16 protein-coding genes and 1 tRNA gene are annotated in these 20,115 nt (G+C 49.4%); 9 read left to right on the forward strand and 8 right to left on the reverse strand.

Annotated elements, in window-relative coordinates; translation table 11 throughout:
• Positions 1 to 25: 25 nt before the first annotated feature.
• The 5 genes from ACT6NV_RS04405 to ACT6NV_RS04425 all read right to left on the reverse strand — a co-directional run bounded on the left by ACT6NV_RS04405 (position 26) and on the right by ACT6NV_RS04425 (position 6,160).
• Positions 26 to 3,088 (reverse strand): DNA polymerase III subunit alpha, encoded by a 3,063-nt coding sequence (locus ACT6NV_RS04405; RefSeq protein ID WP_445386052.1) that lies wholly within the window; start codon positions 3,086 to 3,088, stop codon positions 26 to 28.
• A gap of 61 nt (positions 3,089 to 3,149) precedes the next feature.
• Positions 3,150 to 4,364 (reverse strand): DNA polymerase IV, encoded by a 1,215-nt coding sequence (dinB, locus tag ACT6NV_RS04410; protein WP_445386053.1) that lies wholly within the window; start codon positions 4,362 to 4,364, stop codon positions 3,150 to 3,152.
• Positions 4,365 to 4,635: 271 nt separating this feature from the next.
• Complete coding sequence (locus tag ACT6NV_RS04415; RefSeq protein ID WP_445386054.1) at positions 4,636 to 4,806, reverse strand: DUF6747 family protein; 171 nt, start codon at positions 4,804 to 4,806, stop codon at positions 4,636 to 4,638.
• Positions 4,807 to 4,978: 172 nt separating this feature from the next.
• Entirely contained in the window at positions 4,979 to 5,599 is a 621-nt protein-coding gene (locus ACT6NV_RS04420) for a class I SAM-dependent methyltransferase (RefSeq protein ID WP_445386055.1), read from the reverse strand.
• 30 nt (positions 5,600 to 5,629) lie between these two features.
• Complete coding sequence (locus ACT6NV_RS04425; protein WP_445386056.1) at positions 5,630 to 6,160, reverse strand: YybH family protein; 531 nt, start codon at positions 6,158 to 6,160, stop codon at positions 5,630 to 5,632.
• 728 nt (positions 6,161 to 6,888) lie between these two features.
• Here ACT6NV_RS04425 and ACT6NV_RS04430 point away from each other — a divergent pair.
• Complete coding sequence (locus ACT6NV_RS04430; protein WP_445386057.1) at positions 6,889 to 7,278, forward strand: hypothetical protein; 390 nt, start codon at positions 6,889 to 6,891, stop codon at positions 7,276 to 7,278.
• Positions 7,279 to 7,328: 50 nt separating this feature from the next.
• Here the strand turns inward: ACT6NV_RS04430 and ACT6NV_RS04435 are convergent, their stop codons facing one another.
• Positions 7,329 to 7,700, reverse strand: a complete 372-nt coding sequence (locus tag ACT6NV_RS04435) for a hypothetical protein (RefSeq protein ID WP_445386058.1) — start codon at positions 7,698 to 7,700, stop codon at positions 7,329 to 7,331.
• A gap of 178 nt (positions 7,701 to 7,878) precedes the next feature.
• Here ACT6NV_RS04435 and ACT6NV_RS04440 point away from each other — a divergent pair, with 178 nt between their 5' ends.
• Positions 7,879 to 8,139 carry a hypothetical protein gene (locus ACT6NV_RS04440; protein WP_445386059.1) on the forward strand — a complete coding sequence of 87 codons (261 nt, stop codon included), beginning with the start codon at positions 7,879 to 7,881 and terminating at the stop codon, positions 8,137 to 8,139.
• Between the two features lie 37 nt (positions 8,140 to 8,176).
• On the opposite strand, the gene ACT6NV_RS04445 is transcribed toward ACT6NV_RS04440, so the two are convergent.
• A tRNA-Leu gene (locus ACT6NV_RS04445) sits at positions 8,177 to 8,260 on the reverse strand.
• A 198-nt stretch (positions 8,261 to 8,458) separates the two neighbouring features.
• Here ACT6NV_RS04445 and ACT6NV_RS04450 point away from each other — a divergent pair.
• The 3 genes from ACT6NV_RS04450 to pth all read left to right on the forward strand — a co-directional run bounded on the left by ACT6NV_RS04450 (position 8,459) and on the right by pth (position 10,792).
• Positions 8,459 to 9,400, forward strand: coding sequence for a ribose-phosphate pyrophosphokinase (locus ACT6NV_RS04450; protein ID WP_445383273.1), 942 nt, complete (start codon positions 8,459 to 8,461; stop codon positions 9,398 to 9,400).
• 21 nt (positions 9,401 to 9,421) lie between these two features.
• On the forward strand, positions 9,422 to 10,081 hold the full coding sequence (locus ACT6NV_RS04455; RefSeq protein WP_445386060.1) for a 50S ribosomal protein L25/general stress protein Ctc: 660 nt from the start codon (positions 9,422 to 9,424) through the stop codon (positions 10,079 to 10,081).
• An 81-nt stretch (positions 10,082 to 10,162) separates the two neighbouring features.
• Positions 10,163 to 10,792, forward strand: a complete 630-nt coding sequence (gene pth / locus ACT6NV_RS04460; protein WP_445386061.1) for an aminoacyl-tRNA hydrolase — start codon at positions 10,163 to 10,165, stop codon at positions 10,790 to 10,792.
• An 8-nt stretch (positions 10,793 to 10,800) separates the two neighbouring features.
• Here the strand turns inward: pth and ACT6NV_RS04465 are convergent, their stop codons facing one another.
• Positions 10,801 to 14,583: a reprolysin-like metallopeptidase gene (locus ACT6NV_RS04465; RefSeq protein WP_445386062.1), complete on the reverse strand. Its 3,783-nt coding sequence runs from the start codon at positions 14,581 to 14,583 to the stop codon at positions 10,801 to 10,803.
• 51 nt (positions 14,584 to 14,634) lie between these two features.
• On the opposite strand from ACT6NV_RS04465, the gene ACT6NV_RS04470 reads away from it, so the two are divergent.
• The 4 genes from ACT6NV_RS04470 to ACT6NV_RS04485 all read left to right on the forward strand — a co-directional run bounded on the left by ACT6NV_RS04470 (position 14,635) and on the right by ACT6NV_RS04485 (position 20,101).
• Positions 14,635 to 15,564, forward strand: coding sequence for a bifunctional riboflavin kinase/FAD synthetase (locus ACT6NV_RS04470; protein ID WP_445386063.1), 930 nt, complete (start codon positions 14,635 to 14,637; stop codon positions 15,562 to 15,564).
• On the forward strand, positions 15,564 to 16,886 hold the full coding sequence (locus tag ACT6NV_RS04475; protein WP_445386064.1) for an HTTM domain-containing protein: 1,323 nt from the start codon (positions 15,564 to 15,566) through the stop codon (positions 16,884 to 16,886). Before ACT6NV_RS04470 ends, ACT6NV_RS04475 begins: the two co-directional genes overlap by 1 nt.
• Before the next feature lie 92 nt (positions 16,887 to 16,978).
• The gene (gene serS, locus ACT6NV_RS04480) at positions 16,979 to 18,250 is read left to right on the forward strand and encodes a serine--tRNA ligase (RefSeq protein WP_445386065.1); all 1,272 of its coding nucleotides are present in this window, start codon (positions 16,979 to 16,981) and stop codon (positions 18,248 to 18,250) included.
• A 66-nt stretch (positions 18,251 to 18,316) separates the two neighbouring features.
• Entirely contained in the window at positions 18,317 to 20,101 is a 1,785-nt protein-coding gene (locus tag ACT6NV_RS04485; RefSeq protein ID WP_445386066.1) for a tetratricopeptide repeat protein, read from the forward strand.
• Positions 20,102 to 20,115 lie beyond the last annotated feature (14 nt).

Consider the following 20,115-nt stretch of genomic DNA (forward strand, 5'->3'; position numbering starts at 1 on the left):
CCTAGCCACGGCCATGGATTGTTTCTTAAATCTTATCATCGGGATCCTTGGCATCTTTCTTTGCTTCGTTGTATCCAACCGGGTCGGAAGCCATTTTGCGCTGCTGCAACAAGCGGGTGCCTGTTTTCATATCTGCATAACGCGGATCCGGGATGTAATCCTGCTTTTCCATTTTCAAAACCTCAATACTCAGGAACCCGAATTCACTCACCACCTTCCCGTAGAAACGGTAAATCCCCTTTCCGCGGAAGCGGTACTTTGCGGCCACCGGAGGAAAATGGACCGTATCAAACACCTCTCCGTAGCGGTCTATAAGCGTGGCAAAATGCATGCGGTCCCCTTTATGCGTTTTGGTGTTTTTGACAGTAACGAGGTAACCATAAATATCGATGCAACGGCCCAGAAACTCCCGGAGGTGTTTGCTTCCATGGGTGTTGGCTGCCGGGCGGGCAAGTAATTCAAAAGGACTGCAAAGGCAGAACCCCAGCAGTTCCAATTGGGTAAATGCCGTTTCCAGGCGCGTGGCATGCAAGCGGGGAATACTGTATTTGCGGTGCTGCGGCGGGAACAACCTGGGGTGTTCCGGCAATTTCTCCCCGGAAAGCAGCATATGTGCCTGCCAGAGCAGGTTGTGTTTCTCCTTCCCGGTACTGCGGAAAGCATCAATACGGATCAGGATACTGATCTGTTCGATGGAAATAGGAACCCGGTCCAGGAAATCCTCCAGGCTGTGATATCTCCCGTGGGCATCCCGCTCTTTTACAATACGGTCCATGACCCGGGCCTCCAGTTCCTTCAGGTACATAAACCCCAGATATATATCCCTGCCTTCTATACGGGTCTGCACCACAGAATGGTTGATACAGGGTTCGTGAATTACGGCCCCCAGCATCCGGGCCTCATGCACATAGGTTTCGGGGCGGTAAAACCCGCCCCCGTTATTGAGTACGGCCACCATATATTCCAGGGGGTAATAGGCCCTTAAAAAAAGGCTCTGATAGCTTTCCACTGCATAAGAAGCAGAATGCCCCTTGGCAAAGGCATAGCCCGCAAAACTCGCTACCTGTTTCCATATATCCGAAATCAGAGATTCTGCGTACCCCTTCTTGCGGCAGTTATCCACAAAGGCCTTCTTTACCCTTTCAAATTCGTCCCGGGAACGGTATTTCCCGCTCATCCCCCGCCTGAGTACATCGGCTTCCCCCAGGCTGAGGCCTGCAAAATAATGTGCCACCTTTATCACGTCTTCCTGGTAGACCATCACTCCGTAGGTATCCGGCATAATATCCAGCAAGACCGGATGGGCCATGGCAGCCCGCTCCGGGTCGCGGTGCCTGAGAATGTATTCGCGCATCATCCCGCTTTGGGCTACCCCCGGTCGGATAATGGAACTGGCAGCAACCAGGCCCAGATAATTGTCTACCTCCAGCTTGCGCAACAGCATCCGCATGGCAGGGGATTCCACATAGAAACACCCCATGCACTGGGCGGTTTTGATAAGGTTGTTGATCACAGGGTCTTCCTTGATCCGGCGGATATCGTGTATATCGATCCCTTCAAAGGCCTCCGGCTGATTGAAGCGCACGATTTCCAGGGCTTCCTTGATCTTTGCCAGACCGCGCTGGCCCAGGATGTCGAATTTAAAAAGCCCCACATCCTCGGCGATCACCATATCAAACTGGGTGGTGGCAAACCCTTTTGGGGGGAGGTGGGTAGCTGAAAAATAATGCAGGGGCTTTTCGCTGATCAGGATACCCCCGGCATGTACGCTCAGGTAATTGGGCATACCCCGGATCAGTTCCCCGTAGCGGAGCACCAGGCGGGCTACCTCATCCAGGCGGGAAGACTCGTATTGCCCTTCGCATAACTGGTCTATTTCAGCCTTGGGCAAACCGAAAACCTTCCCCAGTTCCCGGATAATGCCCCTGTCTTTAAAGGTCACGTAGGTGCCCAGCAGGGCCACGTTTTCAAAGCGCTCAAAAATATAACGGGTAACCGCTTCCCGGTCCCTCCAGGAAAAGTCGATATCAAAATCCGGGGGGTTTGCACGAAAAAGGTTGATAAAGCGCTCAAAATACAGGTCGAGTTCTATAGGATCCACGTCCGTAATACGAAGCAGGTAGGCCACAATGCTGTTCGCCCCGCTACCGCGCCCCACATAGAAAAACCCCCTGCGGCGTGCCTCGCTTACAATGTCCCAGTTAATCAGGAAGTAGGCCACAAACTCTTTTTTCCTGATCAGGTCCAGCTCTTTTTCCAGGCGCTTGTATATCTCGGGGCCGGGCTTGGCGTAACGATAGGGCAGCCCTTCCCGGCAAAGTTGTTCCAGCAGTTGTTCATCCTCCTCGCGGCTCCCGGTATAGGTGCTCAGGTTCTGCGGTTTCCGGTCTTCTGAAAAATCAAAAAAAATATGGCAGCCATCCATCAGGGCCTGGGTATTTTCCAGGATAAAAGAGAATTCGGAAAAGGCCTTTGCCAGGTTTTCGATGGGGTACATCATCTCATCGGGCGGGGCCTGTTCGGACTCCGGCAGCTTGCTGAGCAGCACATTCTTATCGATGGCCCGAAGCAGGCGATGAGCGTTAAAATCGCGCTTGTTGCGAAAACTCACCGGCTGCAGCACCACCAGCCGGTCTTTGTACTCCCTGAGACGGGAAAAGGGCAGCCGCCGCAAATCGCGCAGGGAAACCCCTATGAATTCCCCCGGCCTGAAATCCTTCAGTTCATTCAGCAGCACCTTCTCAAAGGGATATATTACAAAGGCATTCTGAAAAGCAGGGGCCCGTTCGGGAATAGGAAGCTTCTGGTGCAAATGTTCCGAGAGGAAGCGGTTCAGTTCATAATAGCCTTCATTGTTGCGGGCGATCCCCACAAAGCAGGGATCTATCCCGTTGCGGAAATCAATCCCCAGGATGGGACTGATATCAAACTCCTTTGCCCTGCGCACAAAATTCAGGGCAGCCGAAGTATTGTTGATATCGGTGAGGGCCAGGCACCGCAGCCCGTTTTCCCGTGCCAGGGAAAGCAGGTCGGCCTCGGAAAAGGTCCCGTAGCGGAGGCTGTAGTATGTGTGACAATTTATGTACATAAATAAATTCCAAGCACCAAATTCCATCCCGATAATTATCGGGATGGAATTTGGGATTTGATTACTGTTTACGATGAGCCAGCACCGTGGGGGGCTGGCCGTTAAAAGGGTTTTGCATGCGCCCGATGGTCCGGGCGCCCATGCCGGAAGCCCGGATCACGCTCTTGTCTCCATAGCGTTCCCGGATCCGGTCCATGGCCGCGTAGAGGTTGAGGGCTTCCTCGGTATCCTCGAAAAGGTTGATCTGGTAATTCCCGGGGACCAGGTGGCTGAACCGTACCCCGATCAGCCGTACCAGCAGCCGCCTGTCGTATAATTTTTTAAACAATTCCAGCACCTGCGGGATCAGTTTGTGATCTGCACTGGTATAGGGGATGCGAAGCTGTTTGGAATAGGTGTTGAAATCGGAATAGCGGATTTTGACCGTTACACAGGCCGTGAGCTTGCCCCCGCGCCTGAGCTGGAAGGCCAGGTTTTCGGTCATCGCAATGAGGATGCCCTTAAGGCGGTGCACATCTATGGTATCCCGGTCAAAAGTGCGCTCGGTAGAGATCGATTTACGCTCGCAAAAGGGCACCACCGGACTGTTGTCTATGCCATTGGCCCGTTTCCAGATAAGCGCCCCATTAGCCCCCAGTACCCGTTGGAGCAGGTCTATCGGCATTTCCTGCAGGGTGCGTATCTGCCGCAGCCCCAGGTTGCGCAAGGTCTGGTAGGTCTTATCCCCCACCATGGGGATTTTCTTTATCGACAGCGGGGCCAGAAACTCTTTTTCGTACCCAAAATCAATTTTGAGCTGGCTGTTGGGCTTGGCTTCCCCCGTAGCTACTTTGGAAACCACCTTGTTTACCGAAAGCCCGAAGGAAATAGGCAGCCCTGCCTCCCGGATAATTCGCTGCCGCAGCTCCGAGGCATAGCGATAACAGCCAAAAAAGCGGTCCATCCCGGAGAGGTCTGCATAAAATTCATCTATACTGGATTTTTCAAACAGCGGCACCTGCTCTTTGATGATTTCCGTAACCTCGTCGGAATGCTTGCTGTAAGTCCCTGCATTGCCGCGGATAACCACTGCTTCAGGGCAAAGTTCCCGGGCCATTTTCATCGGCATCCCGGAATGCACCCCATACCCCCGGGTTTCATAACTGCAGGCAGCTACCACCCCGCGGTCACTGAGGCCACCTACCAGTATGGGTTTTCGGTACAGCCGGCTGTCCAGCTTGCGTTCCACCGAAACGAAGAAGGTATCCAGATCGAGATGGAGTATGGTTTTTTGCATCTGTTACATCAAAAAGAGGGAAGCTAATTTATGGATTATTTCCTATTTTATGGAATTTTTCCCAATAGAAAATTTGTTAATTTAATTGGTGGGAAAAAACAATCCATATCACCAAAAATTTTAAGCTTCGAATCCTTTTAAGATGTAACTATGCCAGGTTAAAACAATTGAAGTTTATGCTAACCCTATGCATCCTCACTCCTGCGGATTTTTTGTTAAAAATCAATTCCCTTGATTCAATTGAAGATCTCAGGACTACGGTTTTATGGACTTAATCAAATACAAAGCCTGTGGCCATTCGATATACCAGTGCATACAAGGCTATAAAGAAGAGCGCAAAACAAAACCAGCTGAATACCTTTAATGAGTTCTTAACAAGGTAGTTTCCAAGATTCCGGAAAGCTTCGAAATAAATTTCCTTAAGTAGTAATGTAGTTTTCATAACGGTAACTTTTACTACTTGGAATGCAGAAGCTGTGCCAGGTTTAGAATAAGGTGTGAAATTCAGACGAAATGCAGGTTTTTTCCGACAAAAAGGATATTTTTTAAGGCTTAACCTGATAAATTACCTGTGCTGATTAATAAAAACGTATCCTGGAAAACCGGATTTTTGGTTAATCGCCAACCCTGCTGAAACAGCAAAAAGTAAAATCCTGCTTCCCGCCAGAGGGGGTCTGATGTGCGATATTTCTGCAATCTATGGGCTCAAAGGTTGCTTTAAATCGCATTTTCATGGCTTCTATGGAATACTGGGTTATGGGCAGCCCGCTGCACTTTTCAGGTCCCTTTTCAGAAAAGGTCCCTAAAATAAAGTATCCATCTTCAGAAACTGTCCGGCTAACCAAGGCAACATACTGCTCAATTTCAGGCGGGGCCGTAAGAAAGTGGAAAGCTGCCCGGTCGTGCCAGAGTCCATAGCTGCGTTCTGGTTTAAAATCCCGGATATCCGATTCAATCCAATGTACAGCTGAAGCACTTTCGCCCAGGCGGGATTTAGCCCGTTTGATGGCCTGTGCGGACACATCCAAAACGGTTATGTCCAAATACCCCAAATCCAGTAAATGGTCGGCCAGCAGGCTGTCTCCCCCACCTATATCAATTACAGGCGTATCTTTTGGGAGCTCCAAAGTGGCGATCAGGTCCAGGGAATGCCGGGGTACCGGCTGGTACCAGCTTACCGAATCCAGGGGTTTGGTCTGGTAAATATGTTCCCAGTGTTCCTTGGTGGCATCCATATTAAGCGGCTCTATTAGAGGGGTATCTTCCTATTCTGAAGGGGCTTCCATCCCTTCCTGCGGAACCAGGGCAACGTAATCCCACTGAATTACCCAGGTAGAATCCTTCCGTTTCCAATAGACCATATAGTCTCCCGTAAGCTGGAATGAAGGCATAGGGCTGGTTTCGTTAGCGGTAAAGGTCTGCACACCACGGCCCCGCTCAACGGCCATGTGGCCATCCAGGGCAAGGTCCAGCACTTCCAGTTGCAAATCCCACTCCCCCATGGCAGCGGCTGCCTTCTGGCTTTCAACCCAGGCTTGCCTGCCTAAAACAGGAGGTTGTCCCGAAATATACTGTACCAGGTCTTCAGCAAAGTATTGGCCAGCTTCCTCATACGCTCCGGCTTTCATCAGGGCCGTAACCTTGTTATTAATTTCCTCTATTTCACTTCGGACTGCCTGTACCTTTTCTTCCGGGGAAGGCGAGGCTGCTTCCATTGTGGTATCGGAAGCGGAATTGTCTTTACAGGCCTGCAGAACCATTAAAGCCAAAAATAAACTGAAGATAATCCTGTTCATAACGATATTGTTTAGGTTATAACAGAAAGATACGATTTTCCCGCAATGTATTTACAGGTACAGTTTTAAAGAGATGCGAGGCATACAGTACCGGAATCCCTGAGCTTTCGATCAAAAAAGTAAAGAGACGAGAGTCTTCTGATTATGATCTGAAGAAAAGCAACAGCCCCATTGTGAGCAAATAGGCTATCAAAATAAGCACAACAATAATTTCAATCCTGCCATGAAATTTTTCAAAAAAGTCACTTACTTTTTTCTTTATGGAACTCATGTGTTTATTCGATTTGGGTATGCAGCCCCCTCCGATACTATTTTATTTCCATTTCCGGTATATCCTGGATACCTCCAAAAAGGTGCATGTTGCACGGTCTTACTATTTTGAATAGCATCAACAAGAAGTTGCGACATAGGGGACATTTACAACCCTAAAATTAGGCTGAAGGTTTTTCCTACATTTTAAATATCGATGAGCGACTTTTCTTACCCTATCAAATGAAGCAGTCGTGCATTTAGTCGATGAAGTCCTTTGTTTAGTGGAATTGGAGAAGATTCATCTTATTCGGTAAAACGATCGTAATGATCGACTTGAGTAATCCATAAGTTCTATTGAACTCCAATTATTCATTTTCCTGACACTTTAAAGATTTCGTCCCAAATCTTGCCCATAGCACAATACGGGACAGCATATTTTACAAAAAAGAGGAATTTAGGTTCAAAACCTATCAGATATGAAATCTTTATTCAGATTAGTTCTGTTAATCTTATTACTCTGCAACTGCTCCAAAGAAGATGTGGAACCCGTCAGTTCCTTTAGCGGCATCCTGCTGAACAGCTCCAATAACCAGCCTATTGCCGATGGGGTGGTTACAATTATTGGCTATGAAGACACCAGTTTCTTTGACGGGGACCGGCAGCGCTTCAGCACGGCCTCCATTACCAATGCCTCCGGTGCTTTTGACTTTGACGCAACAATCCCCAATACGGTTGATTATCTTGTCATTCGGGTTAAAATTCCGGGGGATTTTTTTACAACTACGGAGTGTAGCCCGGTGAGCTGCTCCGGATTGAAGCCCGGTAAGAATTATAAGGGGTTGACACTGAGGGTTAGTATTAATTAGGAAAAACCACAAAAAGAAATGCTGAGGTAGAAGGTGGACAATTATGTGGGTCAGGGCATAGCGTTCGGAAGGACTACAATTGCCAATATTGTTCCAACCGCCAAGACACCAATCAACACATATAAAACCCAATCTGGCATAGTTTTACCCTTTATTAGTACATCTGTAACCTCCTCTGAATTGATAGGAAATTTTACATCCTCTCCCGGATTGTCTTTTACTCCATAGAATTGTCCATTTTCATAGACTATGTATTTGTATTTGTAGGTATCATCATTAGTTGTGATGATCTTGACCGCTTTTTCTTGCTGTTCGGCTTGTTGAAGGGTAACAGGAGTTTTGTAAGTAGAACAACCTTGCATTAGGATTAGTCCTGACAGGAACAAGGCGATAATCTTTAGACTTTTCTTTAGCTTTCTCATGACCTAAAGATTTTCAATAAAGGTATTGTTGAGATGCAAAGTGGGCAATGATACAGGTCAGCACTTTTTAAAGCTACGGACAATAGATGATCTATTCATTCAACATAATACGGATGGTAAATATCCGAGTAGCTTATGTTGCTTTTTGCAGACTTAAATTTTGTTGAAAAGAAGGAGATTGAAGGTGAAAGTAATAATCAAAACTTGCCGGGAATGCTTTCCTGTCGGCAAGCTTCCCTTCAAGCTCGCGCAAGAAAACCGAAAAAAAACACGCTTCGGTCGCTCTACAAAAGAAAGCGAGCTCAATATGGGGGAGAGTCTTCTCAAAACTCGCCGGGAATGCTTTCCTGACGGCAAGCTTCCCTTCGAGCTCGCGCAAGAAAACCACAAAAGGAAGCACTTCGTTCGCTTCAAAAAAAGAAGCGAGCTTCCTTTTTGAAGCTCGCTCATACTTCCACTCTTTTGTGGTTTATCCGTACCTCGGGTGGGAATCGAACCCACACGGTATTGCTACCACTGGATTTTGAATCCAGCGCGTCTACCAATTCCGCCACCGAGGCGTACGCCTTCTCGGTCTGCGTCTACCTCCCGATAACTATCGGGACCGCCACCGAGGCAAAAGGGTTCGCAAAACTATAAAATATTTTTGATCGGGCATTCAAATTCCATTTAAATATACTTTAGCAACTCAAATAAATGTGTAAATTTGCACCTCCTTTTAAAAGAGGGACTTAGCCCAATTATTTAAAGTTGCTGTAATGTCGTATACGGTACCGGAACCCAAGATTTTTGCCTGCACTCAGAGTAAGGCGCTAGGCGAGCGAATTGCCAAGGCCTATGGGGCAGATTTGGGGAAGGTTATTTTTTCCCGCTACAGTGACGGGGAATTTCAGCCCTCTTACGAAGAATCTATTCGCGGGGCCCGTATTTTCGTAATTGGGTCCACACATCCCGGCCCGGAAAACCTGATGGAAATGCTGTTGATGCTGGATGCTGCGAAAAGGGCCTCGGCCCGGCACATCACCGCAGTGATGCCCTATTTCGGATGGGCTCGCCAGGACCGCAAAGACAAACCCAGGGTGCCTATCGCTGCCAAATTGGTAGCCAAGATGCTGGAGGCTGCAGGAGCTACCCGAATTGTGACGATGGACCTGCACGCAGACCAGATACAGGGCTTCTTTGAAAAACCGGTAGACCATTTATTTGCCTCTACCCTTTTCCTGCCCTACCTCAAAAGCCTTGGGCTGGATAATTTAACGATTGCCTCTCCCGACATGGGGGGCTCTAAAAGGGCTTATGCTTATTCCAAAGCCCTGGAAAGCGATGTGGTGATTTGCTATAAGCAGCGGGCTAAGGCCAATGTTATTTCCCATATGGAACTCATCGGGGACGTTCAGGACAAGAATGTTGTACTGGTAGACGATATGGTGGATACGGCAGGAACGCTTACCAAAGCGGCAGACCTGATGATGGAGCGCGGCGCCAAGAGCGTGAGGGCGATCACCACCCATGGGCTGCTTTCGGGTAATGCCTATGAACGCATAGAGAAATCAAAGCTGGAGGAGCTGATCATTACAGACTCCATCCCAATCGAAATAAAAAGCGAGAAGGTAAAGGTATTGAGCTGTGCCGATTTATTCGCAGATGTAATGCACCGGGTACATCACAATACTTCCATCTCTTCAAAATTTTTAATGTAGCATATTAATTAAACTCAGATAATGAAATCAATTACAATCCAAGGATCACAAAGAGAAAGCGTGGGCAAGGCATCGACCAAGGCCCTACGTAATGCTGGAAAGGTCCCTTGCGTGGTATACGGGGGGGAGAAACCATTGCACTTTTCAGCCGATGAAATCTCATTCAAAGATTTAGTGTACACTCCCAATGCCCACACCGTGGTAATTGAGATGGACAAGGGCGAGAAGATCAGCGCCATCATGCAGGATATTCAATTTCATCCGGTTACGGATGCCATCCTGCACGTAGACTTCTACCAGCTCTTCCCAGACAAGGAAGTGACCCTGAAAATTCCGGTTCGCCTGCTCGGGAATTCCCCGGGGGTTCGAAACGGGGGACGTCTGTTGTTCAGAAAACGCAAACTGGTTATCCGCGCTTTGCCGGACAACCTGCCCGACTTCTTCAATGTGGATATTTCCAAATTGAAAATCGGCGATAACATTTCTGTTGGGACTTTAAAAAGCGATAAATTCGCCATCCTTCACCCAGACTCCACTGTAGTGGTTCAGGTTAAGACTGCTCGTACGGCTATTCTGGTTGAGGAAGATGAAGACGCAGAAGGTGTTGAAGGAGAAGAAGGAGCTGCTGAAGGAGCTGAAGCCGCTGCTTCTGAAGAACCAGCCTCTGAAGCTGCAGAATAAGCAATAGATAAGTATTCATTAAGGCACCCTTATCTCCCAAAGGCGATAAGGGTGCTTTTTGTATTTTAGAATAGTCGTAGCATGTGGTCGTGGTTTCAAAGACTTTTTAAGCAAACAGATTCTGAAGCAGAAGCAATACCCCCTATGAAAAAATATTTGATCGCAGGCCTGGGAAATATCGGGCCCGAATACGCCAAAACCCGCCATAACATTGGTTTTAAGGTCCTGGATGCCTTTGCAGAGAGCAGGGTGTTTACTTTTGAAAGCAAACGCCTGGGCGATCTCGGAAATGTCAGGATCAAAGGTCGCAGCATCTATTGTTTAAAGCCTTCCACCTATATGAACCGCAGCGGTAAAGCGGTGCAGTACTGGATGGAGAAAGAAAACATCCCGCTGGAAAACCTGTTGATCATAACCGATGACCTCAACCTCCCATTTGGTACGCTGCGCCTGAAAACCAAAGGAAGTGACGGGGGGCACAACGGGCTTAAAGACATTCAACAGGTCCTTGGGACCACAGCTTATGCCCGCTTTCGTTTTGGTATCGGTGACGAATTCAGCAAGGGAAGGCAGGTAGATTATGTCCTGGGGGAGTGGGATGAAACAGAATCGGAAAAACTGCCCGAACGGCTAGACCGGTCGGTTGCACTTCTGGAATCCTTTGTACTTGCAGGACCCAAAATAACTATGAATCAGTATAACGGCACCTGATTAGGCAATTATCTTTTTAGGATTTTCAGCACCCGTTTTTGGTTCCCGTTTTCCACCTGTACAAAATAGAGGCCGGTAGGTAGTCCCCCGAGGGAAATTTGCACCGTATTTCCGGAAGGCTGTAAATCCCGCATCAGCAGCAGGGCCCCGGCCGTATCAAAGACTTTGATATCCACCTGGGTATCTGCCCGGGTAATGAATATTCCCAGCACATCCGTTACCGGGTTTTCAAGGGCAGAAATTTTGCTTCCGGTCAGGAAGGTAGCCTGGAATGTCCCCCGGCAGACGGGGATGCCTTCTACTTCCAGGGTATTGATCCCGTCGGGCAGCTGCAGGGTTACAGCCGGCCCACTGACGATTTGTTCCTGACCGTTCAAACGGATCAGATAGCTGTCCGAGCCACTCAGGGACAGCTCTACCGTTTTACTGTCAGGGCTTTGTAAGGCCGTTACCTCAAAAAATGCAGGCGGCTGTATCACTACATCCACACAGTACTCCTCGTAAACAATGCTGCCATCCGTTCCATCAATACACAGCTGATAAGTGCCAGGGGCCAGGGCCAGTTGTTCGAAAACAGAGGTAAAGGTTTCATCAACATTTGTTCCCGGACCCAGGATGCGAATGTTGTAATCCAGCGGTTCACTGGCCTGCACCAAAATAGTCCCGTCATTAGCCCCCGTACAGGTTTCCGCCGTAGTACTAATCTCAAACTGATCGGGGGCAAAGCGATAGACCGGGCAACCATCGGCATCCACTTCCGTGCCCGGAGGGGTTCCGAGGCACAGATCATCTCCATCGTCAAAAACCCCGTCCCCGTCCGCATCCGGGCGGAAGGCGCCTTCAACGCATAATTGCAGCGAGAAACCATTTAACTGCCCTCCGTCTGCCGGAATCGTATCATCTATGCGCAGCGTCCAGGTTCCCAGGCTGGATTCTCCTCTAAAAGAATCAAGGGAGCCCAGGGGCCTTACGGTTCCGGATATAGCCGGGTTGTTTGCACATACAAATGGGGCAGCCCCCTGCTCAAAGGTGGCATTAATGTCGTTAGCCTGTCCGCAGGAATTGGCTATAAGGGTCACCTCGGTTCCGGATGGGGAAATAAGTGTAATGACCAGATCTGAAAGGAAACTGTGTGCCAGGTCCATGTCCAGGCTTACCGATGTTACAGGCAGGTCATCTATAAAGGTGACGGTGGATTCAACAGTAGGGGTCCCACTGGCGGATATCGTAAGGGGTAACCCCTGGGCTGCAAGGGTCCGGCATTCCGTACTGATCGTCCTGAAGGTAAAGGCACTGCCAAAGGCGCCCTCCCCGCAGGAATTGATGGCCTTAAGCCTCCAGAAATAGTCAGTATCGGGTTGGAGGGTTTGCGGACTATAGGAGGTACCATACACCACCTGATCCGCCACTATATTGGAAAAGGCCGCATCCGTTGCCAATTGCAGCTCATATGCATCCGCATTATCACTGGCCTGCCAGCTGAATGCCGGGCGCAGCCCTACATCCAGGGAATTGTCGGCCGGAGCGGTCAGGACCACATCCGAAAAACTTCCGGAGCTGATCTGCAGTTCCAGCGGAATATCTGCCGAAATACTACCATTTGTACCGTTCACAGTAAACGGATAGAGCCCGGGCGGTAATGCTGCCGTATTGGAAATAGTAAGACTTATCACGGTTCCGTTGGCCTGTACCGTATTGTTAGAAAAAGTGGCAGAGAGTCCTGCAGGAAGCCCTTCAGTACTAAGGGTTACTTCCTCATTGAAACCCCCAAAAGTATTAAACGTAAGGCTGTACTGCGCATTGTCGGGTTGGCATACCGATTGGCCTAACTCCTGAAAATCCAACACAAAGGCTTGCTCTTCAATTGTAAAGTTGGTGGCATTCACGGCAAAAAATATCTGGTCCCTCGCCTTTACCATAAAGCGGCCCTGAGTGCTTGCACCCGCCGGCACCTGAACCGTTGCCGTCCCATTGTTCGGAAGCCCTGCGGCCCGGAGGGTTGAAAAATCAAGACCCCCGTCATCCGAATAGTATATATCAACCTGTTGCGCATTTACAGGGGCATCTGTGGTTCCGGCAACATCCCAGCTGATCGTTTGTACGCTCCCTGCCGCATAGGTTTGCGGGCTGGCCTGTGAGAGGACTGTGAAGGGTCCCCGGTCTGCCTCCACACTTACCCGCACCAAATCAGAGACTACCTGACCGCCACCTACGGCATTATCCCTTACTGTAAGAGCAAAGTTCAGGTCCCGGGCAATGGTTGAAACGGTTTCCCAGGCCGAATTAATAGGGGGGTCTTCCTGGGTCAGGTTCCCGCCGGCAACCCTTTCCAGCCTGGGAAAATATCTGCCGGGTGTCAACTCGGGTGGCAGTGACCTGAAATTAGCACCACTGGGGTTTTCCGGCCCGAAGGAGGCGGTGGTTACCAGGCCGTCGTCTACCTGTTCCCATGCATAGGTCAGCACATCTGAAGGATCGGGGTCAGAAACCAGCCCTTCCAGGACAAATGCCGTTCCCTGCGGGATATGGTAGTCGGGTAAAGGAGTGATTTGTGGGGGTGAATTGGAAAGGGGAACCTCCGTTGCACAGCTCGTGCCCGCTATATACTGGAAAATTTGCGAAATGCTGTAATAGTGGAAATAATCATCTCCTGCGGGCTGTACATTGTTCCCCTGGGCAATCCCGGCATATCCCATAATGGTTGTGCCGCTTGCAGGTTCAGCCTGTACCCCTGTTCCTTCCGAATCAAAAGACCAGGTGTGGTTTGCCCCGAATTGATGCCCCATTTCGTGGGCCACAAAATCCAGGTCAAAACGGTCTCCCTGAGGAGACGGGGTTGCCGCAAAAGCGGAGCCTTTACGGTTATCCTGGCACACCGCCCCCACAAATCCGGCATTCCCGGCTTCGCTTCCCTGATGGAATAGGTGGCCAATATCGTATTGGGCGCTACCGATAACGGTGTTCAGAGTAGTCTGTACCTCGGCACTGAAATTCCCCCCAAAGGGGTCGCTGGCCGGATCGGTATAGATAACCTGGTCGTTATTGGCAACTAATTCCAGGTTTATGGCCAAATCCCTTTCAAATACTTCATTAATGCGGGTCAGGGTGGCTGCGATGGCCGCCAGGGCATCCGGAACCGTACCTCCGTGGAATTGAGTGTATTCGCCTGTGGTGGCAACTGCCAGTCGGTACCGGCGCAGGGTTTGGTCATCAGCTAATTTGGCGGTAAAGAAGTCAGGGGAAGATTTTTCCAGTAAAGGCAAGGTCTCGCATTTCCAGCTTTCCATCTGCATTTCGAGATCTTCCCTTTTGAAAAGTATATACTTGTCAGGTTGCGTACCGGACTTTTCTATAAAAGCGGCACTGTTGCTTCCCACCTTGTGTATGATCCCCTGAAATCCTTTATGGGTCAGGCTGAAACGTATCCGGTGCTCAGAACCTTCTATCTCCCTTCCGACATATGATCGGATGCCCGGGTATTTCTCCTGCAGCGCCGGGGCCAGGACGGAACGTTCCTCAATTTGGTAGCGCTTCAGGGTCCCGGAGGCGTCCGGGAAGGATAATACAATACTGGCCTGCCCCTGTTGCAATGGTTTCAGGGCAGCCTCCAGCCGCTCAGCTCGCATCATAAAGGCCTGCCCGCCCGTATTCCTGACTTTTTCGCCGGAAAGGGTCAGTTCTCCTGAAGCCCGGTCTGCCCGTTGCCAGATCCCCTGCAAATCCTGTGACGTTCCATAAAAGCAGGCAAAGAATAGGGGAATTGATAAAACAAGACGTAATTTTGTCTTCATCAAAGGAGATTTCCTTGGCTAAAAGTAAGCCTTTTTTATTATTTTGAGTCTGTGATAACCATCAAGGGCCTGCCCAATTACGACATAAAAACCCCTGCCGTGGTGACCATTGGCACCTTTGACGGGGTGCACATCGGGCACCGCATTATCCTGAATCGCCTGATTGCAGATGCGCGCTCCCATGGAATGCAGGCTACCTTACTTACCTTTTTCCCGCATCCACGGATGGTGCTTCAAAAAGACAGCAACCTCAAACTACTCAACTCTATTGAGGAAAAATCAGATATCCTCAGGGAAATAGGATTGGACTGCCTGGTGATCCACCCCTTTACCCGTTCCTTTTCCAGGCTTACGGCCACCCAGTTCGTGAGAGACAAGCTGGTAGGGGTGCTGCATGCAAAAAAAGTAATTATCGGCTATGACCATCGCTTTGGGAGAAACCGTAATGCCAACATACAGGACTTGCAGGCCTTTGGCAACCTGCTCGACTTTTCAGTAGAAGAGATCCCCGTCCAGGAAATCGATGAAGTTTCGGTAAGTTCCACCAAAATAAGAAAGGCGCTGGAAACCGGCGACCTGCAAACGGCTAACGAGTACCTTGGGTATTCCTATATGCTCTCAGGCACGGTAATCCGGGGAAAGGGGCTTGGAAAACAGCTCGGTTTTCCCACTGCCAACCTGCAGATAGCAGCAGATTATAAGCTGATTCCGGCTGGGGGCGTTTATCTTGTTTCAACAAGTGTTGATGGAAAAACCGTATACGGGATGATGAATATTGGCAGCAACCCTACAGTTGACGGGACCGGACAACATATAGAAATCCATTTTTTTGATTTTGATAAAAACCTCTACGGCCAAGCCCTTCGGGTATCCCTCCTGGACCGCCTGAGGGATGAGCAAAAATTTGAATCTGTAGAAGCCCTCAAGGCCCAATTGGAGAAGGACAGGCTGCAGTCTTTGGAATTAATTGCAAAACGCTGATGTCCGGGCCGCTCTTCAAACGAGTGGATAACAGCCCTCTTGTTCTCTTCAGGGTTTTTTTTGGAATCTTACTCTCCATTGAGTGTTTCGGGGCCATCTTAACGGGCTGGGTTAGCAGGACCCTGGTATTACCCGATTTTACTTTTACTTTTATCGGCTTTGAATGGCTGCAGCCCCTGGTAGGGCCGCAAATGTTTATGTACTATGCGCTTATGGGGCTATTAGGGGTATTTATTGCCCTTGGTTTCCGGTACCGCCTGAGCATCATCCTCTTTACCTTGCTCTGGACCGGCTCGTATTTGCTACAAAAAACCGCTTATAACAACCATTATTACCTGCTGGTACTCCTTTGCGCCTTTATGTGTTTTTTACCTGCTGAACGCGCTTTTTCCCTGGACAGTAAATATAAACCTTCCCTTAAATCCAACAGTATGTACGCCTGGGTACGATGGGTCTTTATCGCACAGTTATTCATTGTATACACCTACGCAGCCATTGCAAAGATGTACACAGACTGGATGGACCTTAGCTTTATATCGCTGCTGATGGAATCCAAGGCAGGATATCCCCTGATCGGCGCATTTTTACAGCGCCCGGATGTGCACCTGGGCATCGCCTGGTTTGGCCTGGGTTTTGACCTGTTCATCGTACCCCTTTTGCTCTGGAAACCCAGCAGGGGAATAGCCCTGGGGCTATCCTTTTTCTTCCACCTGTTTAACTCCATAGTCTTTCAGATCGGGATTTTCCCATACCTTTCGCTTGTCCTGATCGTCTTTTTCTATCCGCCCGAAACTATCCGCAGCAGGTTTTTCCCCAAGCGAAATCCCGAAGTAGCTACTGAGGTTGCCAAAAACCCTCACAGGCAGTGGCTGCTCATCGGCCTGGGCTGCTATTTCCTGATACAGCTTGCGCTTCCGCTCCGCCACCATTTTATAGCGGGGGATGTGCTTTGGACAGAGGAAGGACATAGGATGAGCTGGAGAATGATGCTGCGCAGCCGGACCGGCAGGATTCAGTTCCGGGTTGTAAACAAGCAAAACGGCCGTCAGCAAAGGGTTAATTTGCGGGAATACCTCAGTGAAAAACAGATCGGCAAGGTAGCGGCCTATCCGGATTTTATCTGGCAATTTGCCCAACACCTGAAAAAAGAATACAGCAATAAGGGTGAGGATATTGCCGTTTATGCCGAAAGCCAGGTTCGGATAAACCGCAGGCCATATGCCCCCTTTATCGACCCCACTACCGACCTGGCAGCCGAGCCCTGGGACCCCTTCAGGCATCATAGCTGGATCCTTCCGGAGGCCAACCGTAAAAAAGAGTAAGCGCCTGCCCATAAAAGGCTATAGGGATCGTTTGCAGACTATGGCAGGTTCAACAAATTAACATTAAATTTGCGCTTCAATTCGAGACCGATATGTTGCCACTACAATTCCTTCGTGAAAAGACGGATATAATCGCTTCAGCGATGAAGAAAAGAGGAATAGATGCAGATTCCATGATTCAGGAAATCCTGGATCTGGATGCGGAAAGAAGGAGCTTGCAGGCGCGGCTGGACAGTGCCCTTGCGGAATCCAACAGCCTGTCAAAGGAAATAGGGGCCCTGTATAAATCAGGCAAGGCTGAAGAGGCCAATCTTCTGAAACAGCAGTCTGCAGATCTGAAAGAAGCTTCCAAAGGCCTGTCTGATTCACTGAACCAGGCAGCGGAAGCCCTGCAACAGGCACTGTATCAACTCCCCAATGTCCCTCATGAATCGGTTCCTGCCGGACAAACAGAGGAGGATAACGAAGTGATTCTTGAAGCAGGTGACGTTCCTGAGCTCTCCGGCGAAGCGCTACCACACTGGGAACTGGCCGGGAAATTTGACCTGATCGATTTTGAGTTGGGCGTAAAAATTACGGGTGCAGGATTTCCGGTTTATAAAGGAAAAGGCGCCCGGTTGCAACGCGCATTGATCAGCTATTTTCTGGATTACAATACGCAGGCGGGATACACCGAAGTGCAGGTACCTCACATGGTCAATGAAGCCTCCGGTCTGGGTACCGGACAACTACCGGACAAAGAAGGGCAAATGTACCATGTAGGAGAAGATAACCTGTATCTTATTCCCACGGCTGAGGTACCCGTTACCAACCTCTTCAGGGATGTAATCCTGAATAATGCCGATCTCCCCCTTAAGTATACGGCTTACACCCCTTGTTTCAGAAGAGAGGCGGGGAGTTACGGAGCTCATGTGCGCGGCCTCAATCGGCTGCACCAGTTTGACAAAGTGGAAATTGTGCGGGTAGAGCAACCACAAAATTCATATAAGGCCCTGGAAGGAATGGTAGCCCATGTAAAAAGGTTGCTGGAATCACTGAAACTGCCTTTTCGCATCCTCAGGCTCTGCGGGGGAGACCTTGGCTTTACTTCGGCCCTTACTTACGATTTTGAAGTTTATTCCACTGCTCAGCAGCGCTGGTTGGAGGTAAGTTCCGTTTCAAACTTTGAAGCCTTTCAGGCCAACCGCCTGAAACTGCGCTACAGGGATGCAGACAACAAACCACAATTGGCACATACGCTCAATGGCAGTGCCCTGGCACTTCCCCGGATTCTGGCTGCCATCCTGGAAAACTATCAGGATACCGATGGGATTGGCATCCCGGAAGTATTGGTTCCTTATACCGGTTTTGACCGCATTTCCTGAGCAGGCTTATCATCTCCTTAACGCCGGGGTGTATTTCTAGTTTGTATCTTTGGAAAAAGTGCCGATATGAAAAAAATCCTGATCCTCCTCCTGTGCCTTTCCATGGGTGGCCTTTTTGGTCAGGAAGATTTCCTGGCTAAGCGTTATTATGAAGACGGCGAATTTGAAAAAGCCGTTGTCTTCTACGAGAAACTGGTCAGCGAAGATCCGCGCCGTACGGATTATTCCGAAAAACTCATCAGCTGTTACCAACAACTGCAAGAGTACGATAAAGCCATTTCCTACCTGAAGGCCCGTATTGAATCGGGAATGGCTTACCCCACGCTGCTTATAGACATGGGTTACACCTACCGCCTGCAGCAGCAGCCGGAGACGGCGGAAATATGGTACGAGGAAGCCTTGGGCACCATCGAACAGAATCCTAATTTCGGCTATGGTATCGGATTTAAGTTTCAGAGGTATACCCTGCTCGAATATGCCCTGAAGGCATATAAGCGGGCCATGGAACTGAATCCCGACCTGGACTTTAATTTCCAGATTGCGCGGATATACGGCGAGCAGGGACGTATTGAAGAAATGTTCGAGGCTTATATGGTGCAACTGGAGCAACGTCCGGCTGCCAAATCCAATATCTACCGGGTACTGGAAGGGTTCGTTTCAACAGATGCCCTGGCTGAAAACAATCAGTTGCTGCGAAAGATTTTACTGACTCGCGCCCAGCGCAAACCCGACCCCGTATGGAATGAATTGTTAAGCTGGCTCTTTATCCAACAAGAACAGTACGCAAGTGCCCTTAATCAGGAAAAAGCTATTTACAGGCGCTCTGAAGGCAAAGGCCTGGAGCGGATCATAAACCTGGGGCGGCTTGCTGAAGATGCCAGAGACCTGGCAGCCGCCCGTGCCGCTTTCGAATACATCCGAAAAGAAAGTTCGGACCCGGTAAGCCGGCTCAATGCGGAGCTGCACCTTATTGACATAGGCCTGTTGGAAGATCCGTCCGGCTTTCTGCCATCAGCAGAAAAAGCCTATGAAGACCTGATGGAAAACTACGGCTACCAGGGAAATACCCTGCAATTGCAGGTAAGCTTCGCCAACTTCCTGACCTTCCGCCTGGGGGAAGCTGAGCGCGCTGTGGCCATTTTAAAAAAGAGCCTGGAACTTCCGGTTTCCAATTATACGGAAGGGTACCTTAAATTAAACCTGGGCGATATCCTTGTCTTCAGCCGGCGTTTTAATGAAGCACTGATCTTATTTTCACAGGTTCAGAAACTCCTGAAAAATGATGTGATGGGGCAGCAGGCCCGATATAAGGTAGCCCAGACCAGTTTTTACAAAGGAGATTTTGACTGGGCCCTTACCCAATTAAAGGTGCTTCGCAATTCTACTTCCCAGTTAATCGCCAATGACGCCATGCAATTGAGCCTGTTGATTTCCGATAACTCGGTGGAAGACTCTACGCGCACGGCCCTGAAAAAATTCGCCTGGGCAGACCTGCTGGCCTATCAGCAGAAAAACGAGGAAGCCCTGGAATCCCTGGAGGAGCTTTTACAACAACACAAAGGAGAAAAAATTGAAGATGATGCCCTTTTAATGCAGGCCGAACTGCTCACCGCAAAAGGGGAATTTTCCAAAGCGGCGCTCAGTTACCGTAAGATCATTGAGTTCTACGGGCAGGGTATTCTGGCAGACGATGCTCATTTTGGGCTGGCTGAATTATACCGGACAAAACTGGAGGAACCTGCAAAAGCAATGGAACATTACCAGCAAATCATTTTTCAGTACCAGGACAGTTATTTTTTCCCGGATGCACGGAAAAAATTCCGGCAGTTGCGGGGCGATCCGGTTAATTAGACCCCTAAAGACAA

This window comes from Robiginitalea insularis, from assembly GCF_052497835.1.